Origin of the sequence: Shewanella sp. 10N.286.54.B9, from assembly GCF_041468565.1 — a bacterium.
Classification (GTDB): Bacteria; Pseudomonadota; Gammaproteobacteria; order Enterobacterales; family Shewanellaceae; genus Shewanella.
Genome location: NZ_JBFRIY010000006.1, coordinates 1 through 18334, shown reverse-complemented (window position 1 = coordinate 18334; position 18334 = coordinate 1). Strand labels below are relative to the sequence as shown.

At 43.3% G+C, this 18334-nt stretch carries 14 protein-coding genes; 10 read left to right on the top strand and 4 right to left on the bottom strand.

Annotated elements, in window-relative coordinates; genetic code table 11:
- Positions 1-124 precede the first annotated feature (124 nt).
- Positions 125-1930, top strand: a complete 1806-nt coding sequence (locus AB4135_RS02095) for a M61 family metallopeptidase (RefSeq protein WP_371989910.1) — start codon at positions 125-127, stop codon at positions 1928-1930.
- Between the two features lie 36 nt (positions 1931-1966).
- On the opposite strand, the gene AB4135_RS02090 is transcribed toward AB4135_RS02095, so the two are convergent.
- Positions 1967-2221 (bottom strand): YfhL family 4Fe-4S dicluster ferredoxin, encoded by a 255-nt coding sequence (locus AB4135_RS02090; RefSeq protein WP_371989908.1) that lies wholly within the window; start codon positions 2219-2221, stop codon positions 1967-1969.
- A gap of 303 nt (positions 2222-2524) precedes the next feature.
- Here AB4135_RS02090 and AB4135_RS02085 point away from each other — a divergent pair, with 303 nt between their 5' ends.
- The 4 genes from AB4135_RS02085 (at position 2525) to AB4135_RS02070 (ending at position 7408) form a co-directional block, all read left to right on the top strand.
- Positions 2525-3535, top strand: a complete 1011-nt coding sequence (locus AB4135_RS02085; protein WP_371989907.1) for a helix-turn-helix domain-containing protein — start codon at positions 2525-2527, stop codon at positions 3533-3535.
- 226 nt (positions 3536-3761) lie between these two features.
- On the top strand, positions 3762-5141 hold the full coding sequence (locus AB4135_RS02080) for an amidohydrolase family protein (RefSeq protein ID WP_371989906.1): 1380 nt from the start codon (positions 3762-3764) through the stop codon (positions 5139-5141).
- A 213-nt stretch (positions 5142-5354) separates the two neighbouring features.
- The gene (locus tag AB4135_RS02075) at positions 5355-6119 is read left to right on the top strand and encodes a DUF3299 domain-containing protein (RefSeq protein ID WP_371989904.1); all 765 of its coding nucleotides are present in this window, start codon (positions 5355-5357) and stop codon (positions 6117-6119) included.
- A gap of 47 nt (positions 6120-6166) precedes the next feature.
- Positions 6167-7408: a carbohydrate porin gene (locus AB4135_RS02070; RefSeq protein WP_371989902.1), complete on the top strand. Its 1242-nt coding sequence runs from the start codon at positions 6167-6169 to the stop codon at positions 7406-7408.
- A 128-nt stretch (positions 7409-7536) separates the two neighbouring features.
- On the opposite strand, the gene yegQ is transcribed toward AB4135_RS02070, so the two are convergent.
- The gene (yegQ, locus tag AB4135_RS02065; RefSeq protein WP_371989900.1) at positions 7537-8904 is read right to left on the bottom strand and encodes a tRNA 5-hydroxyuridine modification protein YegQ; all 1368 of its coding nucleotides are present in this window, start codon (positions 8902-8904) and stop codon (positions 7537-7539) included.
- A gap of 375 nt (positions 8905-9279) precedes the next feature.
- Between yegQ and AB4135_RS02060 the strand changes: the two genes are divergently transcribed.
- Entirely contained in the window at positions 9280-10122 is an 843-nt protein-coding gene (locus AB4135_RS02060) for an HDOD domain-containing protein (RefSeq protein WP_371989898.1), read from the top strand.
- A 127-nt stretch (positions 10123-10249) separates the two neighbouring features.
- Complete coding sequence (locus tag AB4135_RS02055) at positions 10250-11752, top strand: putative bifunctional diguanylate cyclase/phosphodiesterase (protein ID WP_371989896.1); 1503 nt, start codon at positions 10250-10252, stop codon at positions 11750-11752.
- Here AB4135_RS02055 and AB4135_RS02050 read toward each other — a convergent pair.
- Entirely contained in the window at positions 11749-12195 is a 447-nt protein-coding gene (locus AB4135_RS02050; RefSeq protein WP_371989894.1) for a thioesterase family protein, read from the bottom strand. The genes AB4135_RS02055 and AB4135_RS02050 overlap by 4 nt on opposite strands.
- 332 nt (positions 12196-12527) lie before the next feature.
- Between AB4135_RS02050 and AB4135_RS02045 the strand changes: the two genes are divergently transcribed.
- The 3 genes from AB4135_RS02045 (at position 12528) to AB4135_RS02035 (ending at position 17749) form a co-directional block, all read left to right on the top strand.
- Complete coding sequence (locus AB4135_RS02045) at positions 12528-12968, top strand: OsmC family protein (RefSeq protein WP_371989892.1); 441 nt, start codon at positions 12528-12530, stop codon at positions 12966-12968.
- A gap of 177 nt (positions 12969-13145) precedes the next feature.
- Positions 13146-16244: an EAL domain-containing protein gene (locus tag AB4135_RS02040; protein WP_371989891.1), complete on the top strand. Its 3099-nt coding sequence runs from the start codon at positions 13146-13148 to the stop codon at positions 16242-16244.
- Between the two features lie 164 nt (positions 16245-16408).
- Entirely contained in the window at positions 16409-17749 is a 1341-nt protein-coding gene (locus tag AB4135_RS02035) for a DEAD/DEAH box helicase (protein WP_371989889.1), read from the top strand.
- 148 nt (positions 17750-17897) lie between these two features.
- Here AB4135_RS02035 and AB4135_RS02030 read toward each other — a convergent pair whose 3' ends face one another.
- On the bottom strand, positions 17898-18251 hold the full coding sequence (locus AB4135_RS02030; RefSeq protein ID WP_371989887.1) for a DUF5329 family protein: 354 nt from the start codon (positions 18249-18251) through the stop codon (positions 17898-17900).
- Positions 18252-18334: the final 83 nt, after the last annotated feature.

The following is an 18334-nucleotide window of genomic DNA, read 5'->3' as shown; positions in this document are numbered from 1 at the left end:
CGTAATTCCTTGCTCTAAGCATCTGCTAAGGAGCTAAATATTTTTGTTATTTTAATTGGTGTAATTAAGCAAAATGTTATACTTTTCGGCTTAATTAAAACAATAATAACAGAAGGACGCGAGAGTGAAACCTGTACTCCCCCTAATATTAACTTTTAGCGCATTAATTTCTCCAATAGCAATGGCAGACGTTGATTACTCAATTGATTTACTTCATCCACAACATCATTTAGCAAAAGTCGAAGTGAATTTCCCTAAAACATCATCTGCTGCATTAGTGGTAAATCTTCCTGTTTGGCGTACCGGCAAATACGAAGTGCTGCCTCTGGCAGATTCTGTAAGGCTTTTTACTGCAACGGACGCCAATGGCAGTCAACTTCCATGGACTAGAACGGCGAGTGGAGAGTGGACTGTTGCGCTTGATAAGCCAACGGCGGTGACTGTTTCTTATCAACTGTATGCAAATAAACTTGGCCAACGAGTCAATCATATTGATGCTTCTCATGCATTTCTCGATGCTAGTGGTACATTTGTTTACAGCCCAGAGTTCAGAGCCGAGCCCATCAATGTCAGTTTGTCTGTACCTGCCCAGTGGAATAGCTATTCAGGCATGGATAAAGGACATACGGCGCATAGTTTTACTGCAGCTAATTACGACATTCTGGTTGATTCTCCGATAGAAACCGGGATCAGCGAGCATAGAGAGTTTACAGCTGACGGAAAGCAATATGAGTTGGTGATTTGGGGCGAGGGGAATTACGACATTGATAAGATGGTTGATGACCTGAGCAAACTAAGTGGCCAAGCAGAGGTCATTTGGGACGACTATCCTTTCGAACGTTATGTTTACATGGTGCATGCAACCAGCGGAGCTCGTGGTGCCACAGAACACTTGAATTCAACCATTATTCAGCGCCCGCGCTTTAGTTATCGCGATCGTAAAGATTATCTTGGCTTTATTAAAACGGCTTCTCATGAGTTTATCCATACTTGGAATGTAAAAGCTTACCGCCCACAAGGGTTAGTGCCTTATGACTACCAAGAGGAAGGAATTACCCAACTGCTTTGGATAGCAGAAGGCTCAACAAGTTACTTTCAAAGCCAATTACTGCTACGTGCAGGTGTTATAACAGCAAAAGAGTTTTTTGAAGATTTAGCTAAAAGAGTGGCGCAAAGTGAGCATACACCAGGGCGGGAAATTCAATCCATTGCTAGCGCGAGTGCTAACCAATGGGCAAGTACTGGTGGTGATTATGCGGTAAACCACAGCACTAACATTTATTCTGAAGGGTATTTGACATCGTTAGCGCTTGATTTTTCATTACTGCATGACACTGAGTTAAAGCGCTCATACCGTGATGTTCATCGAGAGCTTTATAAGTCGCATCGTATTCCGGCTGGCTACAATATCGCAGATGTCAAAAACATCTTAAAGTCGGTTTCCGGAGTTAGTTACGATGATTGGTGGCAGCAACATGTTAATTCTCCGATAAGTTTAGATTTTGAATCTATGTTGGAGCAAGCTGGATTAACTGCTGGCTATGGCGAGGACGCAAAATCGGAACCTTTTATTGGAGTGACGCTGGCATCTGATAGTTTGAAACTGTCACGCGTATTACGCAACGGACCTGCATGGAATGCCGGTATCGTGCTTGGCGATGAAATCGTTGCTGTGAATGGCTTAAAAGTGACGACTGCAGGTTTTGACTCTCGCATTAAAGATTTTAAAGCTGGTGGAGAGATAACGCTGACTTTGTTTAGTAATGACAGACTGAAAGAGGTCAAGCTGACACTAGGCGAGCAGAAAAGTGGCAAAATGGCGATTAGTAGCGTTGCTAAGCCAAGCCGTGCTCAGAAAGCATTCTTTAAAGCATGGTTAGGAATTGATTGGCCGTTTGATAGGGACGGCAAGTTAACAAGCATAGACTAACTAAAGATAAAAAGGCGCCATTGGCGCCTTTTTAGATCAAACAGTTTTACCGGTAATTATTTGGTACTTAACTAATAACTCGTCATCAGTTTCTTTGTTATCAGGGTCGATTGCAATGCAATCGATAGGGCAAACTGAAATACAAGTTGGCTTGTCGTAATGGCCTTTACATTCAGTGCAAAGCAGCGGTTCAATCTCATAGATCTCCTCGCCCATGGTGATCGCCTCATTTGGGCACTCAGGTTCACACATGTCGCAGTTGATACAGCTGTCGTCGATTAATAATGCCATTGAATTAGCGTGCCTATTAAATTACTTGAACCCCGCTTAGCGGAGTCATCAAAAATGATACCTGCTAATTATACCATACAAAGGGCTAGCGACTAGGTTCGTTGCGAGGTGAAGCGGGACTATTATCAGGCTTGTGGCGAGCTTTGAATCCATGTTGATAGTTTTTGAAGGTCAAGATGAGCGACTGCGGTGTTATAGACAGGATTTTGATATTGATTTATAAATAAAAATAGCACTTAGGGAGAAACTAACTCTTAGGAAGAGGCTAAAACTTAGGAAGAGACCATCACTTAGGAAGCGATTATGCCGTCGGATTTTAATAATGAAGCAATACCGCTGACTCAGCGACAAGATGTGGTCTTTTTTGCAAGTTTGCTCAGAGGGTTAGATGGCAGCATTTACCCTATGTTGCAACAGGCAAAGATCCCGGTTGATCTCTACTCTAGTGAGAATAACTATGACTACCTTCCTGAAAATACAGTTAAAAACCTCATTCAAATCTTGGGTGAAAAGCTGGCTCCTGAAGAGTTTATTCAGCTGATCCAAAGTGCATGCAAAAATATCTATATTCCACAATTTATTAGGCGATTGACTCAAAAGGACTCATTAAAAGTGGCTTTAGATGAGTTTGCAGAGCAGTTAAAGTCTAATATGACCCACACGAATGTTTATACTCAATTTACAGGCGGCAGCTGGTGGATAGTTCGCGAAAAAGAAGGGCTAGATAAAGCCTGGTTCACCCATGCTGAGTTGTTTTCTGCAATATTTATTTGTGAGTTGTTATCAGCGCTAACAAACAATAAGTGGCGACCTGAACAAATGGGGCTTCAATCCGCAAATGACGCTGTTTTTTCTCTATTACCTCAGCTGAGTCGAGCGCAGTTTTTCTGCAATAGGCCGGTGACGGCTTTTTCTATTCCTGACAGCCTAATGATGGCGCCAGTGACTCACCCCCATATTTCGACTGAAGATCATATTGCTACTGAACCGAGACTGAGTAGTTTTCTCGGTACATTCAAGTTGGCTATTCAACCTTATTTGTCGATGGGAAAATTACCGATTAAGACCGCAGCGCAAATTTTAAACTTAAATGTGAGAACCTTGCAGCGTCGCCTAGAAAATGAGCAGGTTCAATATGGCGCTGTGATAGAAGAGATGGTGCTTGAGCAAACCTTGGACTTGTTAAAATGCCCCTCATTAAAGATCACCTCAATCGCAATTAGAATGGGCTACTCGGATGCGGCTCATTTTACCCGGGCTTTTAAACGGCAAATGAACATGACCCCCAGTCAATTTCGGCAACAGTTCAAGTAAAATTTATTGATAGATAACATCTTGGTTATCCCATGCTCACCTAGTGTCATCAAGTGGCTATTATATCAATTTGATATGCGTCACAATTTCATCTAGATTACGTAGTGTTAGCGATAAGTTATTGATATGTAAATATCTGTAATTGCTAATGCTGTAACGCTTTTTAAAGTATGGAATGTTACGCGAGGTGAGAATTCACCAAGCATGGATAACTTGAGGTGCACAAATGAAAAACCGAACGTTGAAGATGTCTGTTGTTGCTGTTTCTTGCTCACTAGCTTTTTCTGTTAGTGCTGAGTCGACTCTGTTTACCAATGTAAACGTGTTTGACGGCAAAAAAGATGAGCTACTAAAAAACTATCAAGTATTAGTGGTAGATAACAAGATCAGTAAAGTATCTAGCGAAGCGATTTCTGTGCAAGATGCGACAGTGATTGATGGTAAAGGTATGACATTAATGCCGGGACTCATCGAAGGTCACGGTCACTTGCAAATGAATGGCACCTCTTTACCGGATATTGAAAATAACCGTAACTGGGAAGAGTTGGCTGTACGCTCAGCCGCACGAGCCAAATCGGCGTTAATGTCAGGCTTTACCACTTGGCGTGATGCTGGTGGTATGGGCGCAGGCCTTAAAAAGACCATCGATAGCGGTGAGCTCGTCGGTCCGCGTATTTATCCCTCTGGCGCATTTATTGGCCCAACGGGGTCCCATGCGGATTTTCGTAACTTCACCACTCCAAATGAAACTTTCTATGGCCACAACTCCTCGGGCGGCCGCCTTGGTATGAGCTGCACCGCAGACAGTGTTGGTGATATTAAAGCCTGTGCTCGTCAAAACTACATGCAAGGCGCAACACAGATTAAGTTAATGTCCAGTGGTGGCGTCGCATCATCGTTTGATCCGTGGCAGCTTAATGCCTATTCACTTGAAGAGCTGCAAGCTGCAGTTGAAGTGGCCAATGCCTACGGATCTTATGCTATGTCTCATGCCTATAGTAAGGTGTCACTGCTGCGTAATTTAGAGGCGGGTGTGAAAACTCTTGAGCATGCCTTTATGTTCGATAAAGACGTCTATAGAGCAATGAAGAAAAATGATGCCTATATGACCACCAATATGACGGCCTTCTCACCCTATTTAGGCGAGATTGAAGCGATTAACTCCAACCCAGCTTCTGCGCGTAAAGCTAAAACCGCCCAAGCCGCTTTTGGTGACTACATCGACAATGTAAATAAGTATCAGCCTAAGCTAGGTTTCCACGTGGATTGTGTCGGCGGCGTTGCGGCCTGTGAGCAGCAAGCTGACCACTCGATTTACCTAAGTGGCAAGTTCTTGGGCAACCATTACACTTTGCTGTCGATGACATCGGTAAACGGCGAAATCGTTAAGCTGGCGGGTGAAGTGTTAGACCCTTACTTTGAAGGTAAGCTTGGGGTTGTCGAAGAGGGCGCATATGCGGATCTGCTATTAGTGGATGGTAACCCACTACAAGATCTAACGGTAATTGGCGCAAACGAGAAATGGTTTGATGCCCCTAAGCGTGATGGTATCGAGACGATGAAAATCATCATGAAAGACGGTGTGATCTATAAAAACACTCTGTAAGTTGATGGGATCGTCTTTAGGATAAAGGCAAGCCATCTAGCTTGCCTTTATTATCAACAGGTTTTTATTTACAAGCTGTTCCCTACAGGCTGTTATCACTAAGCGGGCTCTACAAGCGGATTTTAACAATCAGTGTGAAGGGTTAATAGTAAAGCCGCTATCAAAGCTTATGCATAAAGCCTATGTGAGAAATCAATTATTTTAGAGGGCGCGATGAAGAAAGTATTATTAATGTTGTTGAGCTTATCTTTTGCGGTTCATGCAGACTCTGAAATGGCTAATGGACAGCCGTTGGATCTACAAGCACTAGACTTGCAAACATTAGAGGTGCAAGCATTAGATTGGCAAGTGCTAGCGCCAATTATTAATGAGCAAGATGTTAGCTTGCCGGACGTAACCGAAAGTCAAAAAAGATTACTTGCCACAGTTATTCAACTGCAAGATAGCGCAAAAGCAGTTGATAAAGAAAACGCCGTTAAAGCACGCCAACGTCTAATTGATGACGGTGTAGATGTTGATGCGGCGCTCGATGCTAGAGCGCGCTATATGTCCCTGGCTCAGCGAAGAGCCGAGAGCTTAAATACTGAGGTTAACGGTAAGCGGGTTAGCATGTCAGGTTTTGTGGTACCGACCAAGTTTAACGGCGTCAAAGCAACAGAATTTCTGTTATTGCCTTATGCCGGTGCATGTATTCATATGCCGCCCCCAGCGGCAAACCAAATTGTGAAATTGAGTTATTCGCCTGGGTTTGAAGTTGAGAATGTACAATTTCCAGTGACGGTGCGCGGCACGATTAACGCAGATAAGCAAACTGAGCTAGTGCAATTGGTTGACGGCAAGATGAACGTCACTATGGGTTATGCCATGGATGCACTAACGATTGAAAAATATTACCCAGAGACGATGGAAGCGACACAGCAGCTAGATCATAAAGAGCATGATCGCAAAGGACATGAGCATAAAGGGCATGCTCACTAACTGATTGATGCACATGGAATGAAAGGCGTGTTAATAAGGAAATCTGTATGAATACAATGCGTTTAGCGGTTTTAATTGGAGCCAGTCTTGCATGTGGTAGCCTGTTTAGCGTTACTAGTTATGCCAGTACCAGCTTTGGTAGCCCCAATACCGTAGATAACACCATTAAAGACAACACGCGTAAGAAAGAGTCTTGGCGTGAAAACCTCGCAAGTGAACATAACTTAACGTTTGGGCTGGATTATCAAGTGCTTGGATTGTCTGCAAGTTCTCCTACCGAAGGCGGGGATGATAACTCTGCGGCAGGTGTGGCTCGATTTTACGGTTCTTGGAACTTAACAGGGTTAGAGAGCGGCAATGTTGGTGGTCTGGTGTGGAAAGTTGAGCATAGACATGCTTATACCGATACTGCTCCGAAAGCCTACTCATTTATTGAGCCGGGTTTGGGCTACATCGGTATGATAGGTCCAGCATATAGCGATCAAGGCGGGCGGCTCACCAACCTTTATTGGAAGCAGCAATTTAATCAGGGTAAAACCGCATTAATGGCGGGCTACTTAGATACTTCAGATTATGTCGATACTTACGCGTTAGCGAGTCCCTGGACAGGGTTTACCAATCTAGCATTTAGCACAGGAGCAGGGGCTATAGGTCTGCCTGACGATGGAATTTTGGGGCTTGCTGTTGGCCATATGCTTGATGAGAACTTTTATATTATTGCCGGGGCTGCCGACGCGAAAGGTAAGTCAGATAAACCATTAGATGGCTTTGAAACTCTGTTTAACGATCATAAACTATTTACCACATTTGAATTTGGCTGGACGGCATCGCAGGAACATATCTATACCGATAATGTGCATGTGACTTTGTGGCATATAGACGGCGGCACTCAACATAATCTCACTCAACCAAGTGAAAGTGGCCAAGGGGTTAACTTTTCGGCTAGCTTCTTTATCACACCTCAAATAATGCCGTTTGTTAGAGGCGGTATATCGGAGGGGGACGTCGCGCTTTACGATAAGTCGTTTACGCTAGGGCTTGGTTATTTTGGTTTAGGCGCTGAGAAAAATAACTTAGGATTTGCGATTAACTTCAGCGAAGTCAATGAGTACTTAGGCAAGGCCTATGGCGTGACTGACGATAAGCAATTTACCTCAGAGCTGTATTACAACATGAGCTTGGGGGAATTTGTGCAGCTAACGCCTAATGTTCAATATATTGATAACCCTGCTATCTCAACGGAGAAAGACACTTGGGTTATTGGCTTGAGAGCCAGAGTGAGTTTTTAATTAGTTCTGATTGGTATTATAACCTAGTACTTACTTAGCCTAAACTAAAAGGGCCTCTTAAATAGAAGCCTTTTTTAATTTCAAAACTCAGCACTGATTACTTACAGTGGGGTACGCTGCAATGAGTATTAAGCTGTTGGCTGATGTGGATTACGGGTATCTTGGCCTTGTGGCAAGTTACGCAGTAATACAGCCTTATCTAGATCAACCCCTGCAGGAACATCTAAAAATACAAAGTGTCCCGAACCAAGACCAGCCTCAACACTTTGGCCTTTGCGATTGATTAGACTATCGACCTTAATTGTAAGGTTACCCTGTGGTGTCATTACTTCGACGCTATCACCGACGAGGAATTTGTTTTTAACATCAATCTCAGCAAGTCCAGCTTCGTTACGTTCGCCAGTAAATTCACCGACAAACTGTTGCGTATCGCTAATTGAGTAGCCATAGTCATAGTTTTGGTATTCATCATGCACGTGGCGGCGTAAGAAACCTTCGGTGTAACCACGATGCGCCAAACCTTCAAGGTTATGCATTAATGTTCTGTCAAAGTCTTTGCCTGATGCAGCATCTTCAATCGCTTGACGATATAGCTGCGCCGTACGAGCAACGTAGTAGAAAGACTTAGTACGGCCTTCAATTTTCAGTGAATCGACGCCCATTTTTGTTAGGCGGTCAACATGCTGGATAGCACGAAGATCCTTAGAGTTCATGATATAAGTACCATGCTCATCTTCAAATGCAGGCATGTATTCGCCTGGTCTGCCCGCTTCTTGTAACAGAACGACTTGGTCTGAAGGCTCGCCAGCACCTAAGGTTGGTGTTTCAATTTGCACGTCTGGGTTAACGGCAATAATGTCGCCAGTGTCCGTTTGCTTTGCTTCATGGACATCATATTTCCAACGGCAAGCGTTAGTGCAAGTCCCTTGGTTAGGGTCGCGTTTGTTGATGTAACCAGAGAGTAAGCAACGGCCTGAATACGCCATGCATAGTGCACCATGGACAAACACTTCCAGTTCAATATCTGGGCAGCGCTGACGGATCTCTTCTATTTCATCAAGAGAAAGTTCACGAGATAGGATGACACGCTTAATGCCCTGAGACTCCCAAAACTTGACCGAGGCCCAATTGATAGCGTTTGCTTGTACCGATAAATGCACCACCTGATCAGGAAAAGCTTCTCTGACCATCATGATAAGGCCTGGATCAGACATGATCAGCGCATCTGGCTGCATAGCCACAACAGGCTCCATATCTTTGATATAGGTTTTTAGCTTGGCGTTATGCGGGGCAATATTACTCACCACATAAAGCTTCTTATTTAAGCTATGAGCTTCTTTAATGCCTGCCGCAAGGTTTTCCATTTTAAAGTCGTTATTACGTACGCGAAGACTGTATCTTGGCTGACCAGCGTAAACAGCATCAGCGCCATAGGCAAAGGCGTAACGCATATTTTTAAGTGTTCCGGCTGGGGACAGTAGCTCAGGTTTAAACATAATAACTTCTCTGTTAACGGGTAAGGTTTAGGCAAACGGCCGCGCATTTTACTTAATGCAAGGGGACCAATGCAAGGCGCAGGTCTGCTTATATTAAGCGAGAATGTCGTCAAACAAGTTGCTTATCTTAAAATCTTGTGACGCCTGCTACAATTTTAGCTTAATTAATCTTCTTTTTTAGCCGCTATATAATTTAACTGCTTGAGTGTTTATCCATCACACCAGATCCTGCAGCTTCAAGTCGCTTAAGTATTAACCCGATGCTGGTCTTTTGCACGTTTCTATACGCTAGCAGCATTGAAACCTGCACTTTCAAGAAGCTTGGGTATATACTCGATCAGCCGCAAATTAATACGAATAATATAGGGAGTAAAGATGTCAAAAGAGCATCAAGTATTAGTTGGTTTGTTGAGAAAGTTAAAGGCAGATTCATTAGTATTACCGACCTTGCCTGAGGTCGCTATGAGGGTACAAGAGGTCGTTGGTCGCGACGACACTAGCTTAAAAGATGTTGCCGATATTATTGGGCAAGATCCTGCAATTTCGGCACGAATTATTCGAGTGGCAAATAGTGCTATATATTCACGAGGGATCCCAGCTGCTACCGTCAATGCTGCGATTAGTCGAATTGGGCTTGGCCAAATCAAGACAATAGTGACCTCCATTGCGATGGAACAACTATTTATATCAACCAATGAGTTGGTATGGGAAGTGATGGACGAGGTATGGCGAACTTCCATTGATGTTACTTCAGCAGCGGTCGCTTTGTTGCAACTTTATAACCGCAAGCACCCTAATAGTGGGTTAAATGCTGATACTCTGACGCTTGCAGGCTTAGTGCATAATATTGGCGCTTTACCGGTATTGACTGAAGTTGAGGCTCATCCTGAGTTAGTTGATGATGTTGAACAGTTACGTTTATTAGTGCGTAAATTGCAAGGGCCTATAGGTCGTGCAGTTCTTAAAAACTGGGCTTTTTCACCAAGTGTAATGGAAGTGGTAGAGCGTTGGGCTGACCTGTCTTACAGCAGCGATACTGTGGGATACCTAGATTTTATTCGGGTGGCAGCTCTCTATACCGGTGAACTGCGTTCAGGCAGTGAACTCGACGAACGATTAGCCGTTTTTAGTACTAAAGGTTTACCTGTATCACCAGAAGTGTTGGCAAGTGAAGGCTTTCTAGATACTTATCATTCGATTAAAGCCAGTTATCAGTAAACTTGTACGCTAAGCTATAGTAGAAGGGAGTCATAGAGTGAGCAATATCATGTATCCCTAAAGCATCCAACTTATGAGGTCTACGCGATTAACACACCTGGTCAGATAATGGTTAAAGTTATATTGAATGGATAACGTCGAGCTACTCTCGGTTGTATGTCTGGTACTTGTGTTGCTATTAGCGTTAGCTTTTTGGCAGTTTCTACTTTGCCGGCGCCAATTAAAGCAATTGTACTCCTGTGTGAGTCAGCAGTTAGGCGAACCTTATCTGGTTAATTCTTCATTAGAGAGCTCGCCACAATCACTGTCGCAAGTTGAGCAAGTGGTGTCTCAACTAAAACAGCAATTGCATCAAGCAGGATTCGATAAATTAACCGGGCTAAGTAATCGTTTAAGTATGAAGCAAAAGTTGGCTAGCATGATGCCACTCAAGCAGGGAAGCCTAGTCCTACTTGATATATACCGATTTCGTTATGTAAATGACCTCTTTGGTTTTAGTTTTGGTGATGAACTGTTAAAGCAAATTGCTAACAGGATTGAAGTCGATGTTCATTCCAGTTCAACTATCGCTAGAATGAATGAAGATGAGTTTCTGATCTATTTTCCCGATGGAGTGACAAAGACTGAGCTTGATACGTTTATTGAGTATCTACAGCAGCCCTACAGTGTATTTGAAAGCCCTATAACAGTTAGGGTTCAGATTGGTCATTTGGGGCTAGAACGTTTTCACGGCGACATTAGCACTATGTTGCGCCGGTTAGATTTGGCCCTTAAAAAAGCTAAACAGCTCGACAGCGCGATAGCTCATTACGAACTAGGTGATGATGCGGTGCAGCTGAGAGAAGTCTCGATAATTAATAGCTTAGCCAAAGCGCTGCAAGACGGTGAGCTATACATGGTATATCAGCCGAAACAAAACTATCGGCCTTTAGGGTGCAATCAAGTTGAAGCTTTGATGCGCTGGCAACACAGAACCTTAGGTAATATCTCCCCGGCTGAGTTTATTCCGCTGGCAGAGTATGCTGGAATGATCGATTTGATCAGCCAGTGGGTACTCGATCAAGTTGTCATTCAACAGGCTAAGTGGCGTGAGTTAGGGATTGAGCTGCAAGTTGCCGTAAATTTATCGACTCAAGATTTAAAGAATCAGACACTCATTGAAGAGATTGAAGCGAGGCTATTCAAGTACCAACTTCCTGCTAATGCGCTGTCAATTGAGCTCACCGAGAGTAAATTGATGGAAGATATCGATAGCGCTGTTCTTGCTATTAATCGACTACGTAATATTGGCGTCGATATCGCTATTGATGACTTCGGCACTGGCCATTCTTCACTCGCTTATTTGAAATACTTGCCCGTTGACGAAGTAAAAATAGATCAAGCCTTTGTTGAAGGGCTAGAAACGGATCCACAAGCAAAGCACATAATGGACACCAGTATCCGTTTGGCAAACGGACTTGGTTTTAAAGTCACCGTTGAGGGAGTGGAAACTGAAGCTGTTAAACAGATTATTATTGAGATGGGCGTCGATAAAATCCAGGGTGATGTATTTTCTAAACCACTGACTTCGGCCGAACTTGAAATCAAGTGGCCGAAGCTGTCTAAAGCTTTAATTGTAGAGAAAGGTTAAAAAGTTAACGGCTCAGAAAATGCCTCACCAAGTCGATTAATCAAAATTTGAGGCATTGGGCTAAGTTGACGGTTTTTGTTCATACACACCATCTCAATTTGCGCCGTTACGGCAGGCTTTTTAGCGTTCGGGCGCCAGATCTCTTGTAACCATACTGTGCGGTATTTACTTTCAAAATAGAAACGAGTTCTAATATCGATAATGTCAGCAAACTCTACACCGTCATGACAGAGCATGTCACTGCGATAAACTGCAAAACCCAAATCATGCTCATCCCATAAACTCGCTAAGCTCTTAGCGCCAATGACATGTTCACGAGCACGCTCAAAATACTTTAAGAAATTAGGGTGGTACACAACACCAGAAAAATCGGTGTCTTCATAGTAGATTTGTACCGGAAAATTAAAGGTCTTACTCTGTTGTACTGATTTAGTCGAGGGCATATTTATTGTGGTCTAATGATGAATCTTGATGGAAGTGGCACCAGTTTAACATACCTAACTGCAAACCACTTGAAGAGGCTAGCTTGAGATGTTATTTGCTCGTTCCACGGTTAATTAACCAATATTTTTGATTTAGTAAAACCTTTAATTAATACCAATTGCATTAAGTACTTGACCCGTTCAGAGCCCCTCAATCTTTTTCATTCAAAGTGCATTGGTATAACTCGACAAATTTCTAATTGAATAGTAAAACTGTGAGACTAATTTGAGTTTTCGGTAATAAATCCATTAGAATAATCTCATTGAAGTAAATCTAATTAAAAGGTGTCAAAATGGCGAATAAGACTATTGAAGTAAATACACAGATGTCGGAAGGTTGGAAGGTGACAGCCCAAATTCGTGAGCATCAATTGATCATTGATCAGCCAACAGGCGGTAATGAGGGGGCAAACCCGCTAGAGACCTTTATATTTTCATTGGCTGGCTGTATCTCTACTATCGCCAAAATGGTTGCTCGTGAGCAAAAAATAGATCTGCAACAGTTTGATGTATCGATGAAAGCACAACTTAATACAGCGGGGCTACTGGGTAAACCCTCTGAGGATCCCGTTGGTTTCAAATTAATTGATGTGGTTGTGGTTATGGACGCCCAAGTAAATGATATTCAGCTAAATGATGAGCAGAAAAGCCTATTTTTAGATACCGTTTGTCATCGCTGTCCGGTGCATGACAACCTACTTAACCCCACTGTTGTTAATCACAGCCTTGGTTAAAAAGGAGCGACCTCCTCTCAAGCTTGTTTGATAAACTCATTAGGCATTAAAATCGCTGCTAGAACAATACACTTGAAAATAACATGGATAATAGTTAGGGGGGATATTAATTAGCCGCCATTCTGCTAGAATATTCGTTAAATCAACGTGAATTTCTACATGGACGATTGGCGGTTTATGGATCAAGGTTTGTTTTTCTCGCTTATTCAAAATGCAGCACTATTGTTAGCAATGGTGTTCGTTTATGACGCATTTCCACGTAATCATAAGCGAGAGCTTGATGTCCTTTGGAGAGTAGGTATTGGCGCCTTAGTAGGGGTGATTTCTATCTCGGTGATGTTGAGTCCTTGGCAATATACCACAGGCGTTTTTTTCGATTCAAGAACGGTGATCTTAGGTGTTTCTGGGATGTTTTTTGGCGGGATCCCGACACTTGTCGCTGTGATTATTAGTGGATTATTTCGGCTTAGTGAGGGAGGCGTAGCGGTATGGTCAGGGGTGGGGACAATTATGACCTCGGGCTTGATAGGCTATTTATGGGGGAAGTACCGCAGGGGTGATATTGGCGATATTCGCTTTAGAGAGTTGTTAGTATTTGGATTTAGCTTGCACATTCTCGCCTTACTCTGGGGTTTGGTTATGCCCTTTGATGTGGCTTATTCGTTGCTGAAGAAGATCACTTTACCTTTCTTAGTTATTTTTCCTATTACCACGGCTTTATTGGGAATGCTGCTATCTCGCCGCATTGAGATCCAGCGTGACCAAAAAATAAAGCTTCAAGACCATTTATTATTCAAATCCCACTTTCAAGCTGGCAGCATGGGGATTGCTATCACCGATGTTGACCATCAATGGATAAAGGTAAATCCGAACCTTTGTCAGATGTTGCTATATAGCGAGTCAGAGCTACTTGAGTTACTTTGGGCTGACTTACTACATCATAGTGATTTAAACCTCTATAGGCACTATTACGCAGATATGCTAGCGGGAGAAATTGATGAGTTTGAACTCGATATCAGACTGATTGCTAGCGATGACTCTATTGTTTATACCCATATGACGGTGGCATGCCAACGTAACCAAGATAAAGTTGAACTGGTTATTGTTGGTTTGCTTAACCGAAGCTCACAGAAACAAGCTGAAATGGCCATGCTGGCTAGCCAAGAGCAACTCGCGCTGGTGCTAGGTAGTAGTGAATTGGGTTTCTGGGACTGGGATATTGTTAATAATAAAGTAGAGCGTAATGAACTCAGCGCTAACTTGCTCGGTTGTGATGTCACTACACTTAATGAAAACCCTAAGCTGTGGATGCGTGCTATTCACCCCAATGATAGGGTGAAAGTACTGAGTTCAATAGATGAGCATCTTAGCGGTATCAGTGATCAACATAAAATAGAGTATCGCATGTATGCGCATACTGGAGAGATCCGCTGGATTTTAGATTCTGGCAAAATTGTTAGTCGGGATGAAAACAATAAACCGTTGCGCATGTGTGGGGTGCATTCTGATATCACTGACAGTAAGCGAGTCGAAGAGTCTTTAAAATTAGCTGCGTCAGTCTATAACAACAGTAGCGAAGCGATGAGTGTGCAAGATGAAGCTGGCGTTATTATCACCACTAACTCAGCGTTTACCGATATTACTGGATATAGCGAAGCCGAAATCAAACATCAGAATATTCAAATTCTACAGTGCAAGCGTAACAACTACAGCGTATATGAACAGATTAGTCTGGCAGTAGAGGAGACGGGACGCTGGCAAGGAGAGATGTGGCTTAGGCGCAAAAATGGCGAAGAGCTCGTGGTCTGGTTAACGATAAATACGCTGTTTGATTCAGAAGCCCAAACAGAGCGACGAGTGGCGCTATTCTCCGACATTACCGACAAAAAACAGGCTGAACAGATTATCTGGAAACAGGCTAATTATGATCCTTTAACGGGTTTGCCTAACCGTCGCATGTTGCTTGATTATCTAGGCAGTGAGATTTTAAAGTCAGACCGACGTGAAAAACACTTCGCACTAATGTTCCTCGATCTCGATTATTTTAAAGAGGTAAACGATACACTTGGTCATGACATGGGAGATCTGCTGTTAACTGAAGCGGCTAAGCGCCTAAAGAGCTGCATTAGAGACAGCGATGTGGTTGCCCGTTTAGGCGGTGATGAATTTACTGTGGTGCTATCTGGGATAACAGATATAAAAGGCGTGGATAAAGTCGCCCAAAATATTTTGAACCGCCTTGCAGAGCCTTTCAACCTTGGAGAAGAAACCTCTTATATCAGCGCAAGTATTGGTATTACTCTTTATCCCGATGATGCTAGCAGTATTGAGGGGCTACTTAAACACGCTGATCAAGCCATGTATGCAGCTAAAGATCAGGGCCGAAATCGATTCCACTATTTTACACCTTCAATGCAGCGAAATGCCAAGTACCGGATGCGTTTGATCCAAGACTTGCGACTCGCAGTGACCAACCAAGAGTTTGAACTTTATTATCAGCCGATAGTATGTCTAGCTGGTGACCCTACCGTTAAAGCTGAAGCACTTATTCGTTGGCATCATCCAAAGCGTGGCCTAGTGTCTCCCATCGAATTTATTGCTGTTGCGGAAGAAACGGGTTTAATCGTAGAGATAGGTAATTGGGTTTTTCAGCAAGCAGCACGTCAGTGCGCGCTTTGGCGTGATAGATTCGGAATTGAAGTACAGATCAGTATTAATAAATCCCCGGTACAGTTTAGAGATGAAGGAGAGAGTCTAGATTCTTGGGTGGCATTGCTTAAAACGCTAAACCTTAGTCGCAACTCTATCTGCGTCGAAATTACTGAAGGTTTATTATTAGATAGCAACCAGACTATTTACAGTAAGCTAGAGCAGTATCGCAATGCTGGCATGCAAATATCACTGGATGATTTTGGTACAGGGTACTCCTCTTTAGCCTACCTTAAAAAGTTCGACATAGACTTTTTAAAGATTGATCAATCTTTTACCCGAAACCTCGACAGTAATAGCGATGATTTTACCCTTTGTGAAGCTATTATTGTTATGGCACATAAACTAGGTATGAAAGTGATAGCCGAAGGTGTGGAAACAGACTATCAGCGCCAGGTGCTTGCGGATGCGGGTTGCGATTATGGTCAAGGTTACCTGTTCTCAAGACCGGTTACGGCAGAAGAGTTTGAGGTTAGCTGCATCACTGCGGCGTTAGAGCTTAAGCAAAATGCATTGCCACAAGAGAGTCTTGCAGATGCGACAGAGGCCGTTAACAAGAGTAAATAATTAGCATTATGCTAGCCTCTTTAGCTTTTCTAGTTAATGGCCTAGCGGATAAATAGCTAGTAACCACCGCTTTGCCGCACTCGGGAGTATTATCTGTGCTGGGTTTTTGATAGACTCCGCGCTCACTTTTATTCCTCTATTTTATAACCAGTATTGAGCCGACCATGAACTTTGATGCATTTGATCTACACCCTCACATTCTAGATGCAGTATCGAATCGTGGTTATAAAGCACTAACCGAAGTTCAGTGCCACGTGTTACCTGTTGCAATGCTTGGTCAAGATATTATGGCTTGTGCGCAAACTGGTACAGGGAAAACGGCTGCATTTGCACTTCCTTTACTCAATACCCTTGTTGGGCAAGCATTACAGCAAAGCAATGTTGCTGAAGAGGATGCCTTTAACCAATACAAGTCTGAGCTAAAAGTTTTAGTATTAACACCCACTCGCGAGCTCGCCATACAAGTGGCAGATAATATTCAAGCTTACGCGCAGTTGTTACCTTTTAAAACGGCAGCGGTTTATGGCGGCGCCAACATGAACCCACAGCGCAAAGCTGTCCAAGCTGGGGTTGATATTTTGGTGGCGACGCCTGGTCGACTTTTTGATCTTATCGGTCAGTTCGGTTTGGATTTAGGCAGTGTGACGCACTTGGTCGTTGACGAAGCTGATCGTATGTTAGATATGGGCTTTGTTAGAGATATTGAAAGAGTCAAAAGGCTGGTGGCAATTGAACATCAAACGCTATTTTTCTCGGCAACTTACAGCGATGAGGTAAAAACCTTAGCGCAGAAGATGTTAGTTTCGCCAGAGTGGATTGATGTAACTACCGCAGCCACTGCCAGTAAAATAACCCAAGAGGTTTATCTGGTTGATAAGCGCCGTAAAGCTGAATTGTTATCGGAGCTGGTGGGCCGCAATAATTGGCAGCAAGTGCTGGTGTTTGTTAGTAGCAAAGAGAGTGCTGAGCACTTGCATCGCGAGCTGAACCTCGATGGCGTAAAAAGTGCTGTATTTCATGGCGATAAAACTCAAGGCTCTCGAAATCGAGCGTTAGAAGAGTTTAAAAGTGGTAAGTTAAGAGTGATGGTCGCCACTGACGTTGCCGCTCGCGGCTTGGATATTGAAGCACTACCTCTAGTGATTAATCTTGAGCTGCCTTTTGCTGCGGAAGATTATGTCCATCGTGTAGGGCGTACTGGGCGTGCAGGCCTAGAAGGTCGAGCAATATCGTTTGTATCTCCGCAAGATAAGGCCATGCTGCATGAGATTGAAACGATAATTGAAATGACGCTGCCTTGTATTACGTTACCAGGCTATGAAGAAGGTGCACCTTTACCGGCACGCTATCGTGATATGGTCACTAAGCCGGTGAAAGAGAAAAGTCATAATAAGCGTAAGTTTCAAGCCAAAAGAGCCTCAGGCTCTAAGGCTAATCAAGCTAAAACTGGCAAGGGCAATGGTGCTAAAAACAGTTATGGCCGCAGTAAAAATCGCTCTAACTAGAATGGGTATCAACGACAGTAATGCGCTGGAGATTTACATCTCTGTTGTTTGATTGTTGAGTTAAGAGTTTATTGCGCATCGCTTTATGCAGATCAAGCAAGACTTCGCAACCGGCGATAAATATTGTCGGTTGCGACACTGTTGTACGTTAATTAACTCTAAAGCTGTCTAATTCAGCCTTTAACCATAAATGGCTTTCAATTGGCGCATCGCCTTGGCAGTGAATCTTATAGTGGCGCCCGCTGAACATACTTTTCGTTGCTGCATAAGCAATAAAATCCTCGGCAGATTCAATTTTTTCTGCATGGTATTCAGCTTTATTTTTAATATGTTCCACCGCTTCAAGCCCTGAGTGAAGAGCACCGTTGCGCTCGTATTGGCAACTAGTGGCTCCAATAAAGGCGATTAGGTGATCTATCTCTTCTTGAGGTGAGGATAGTGCATTAGGTACGCACAGCATGCTGCTTACTAGCAGTCCACTTTGAAGTAATGCTCGTTGCAAAATCCTCTCCTGTTGATACTTTAGATTTACATCTGTAGTGGTCAACTAATATTGGCCACAGTTTTAGAGTTTAACCAGAACAA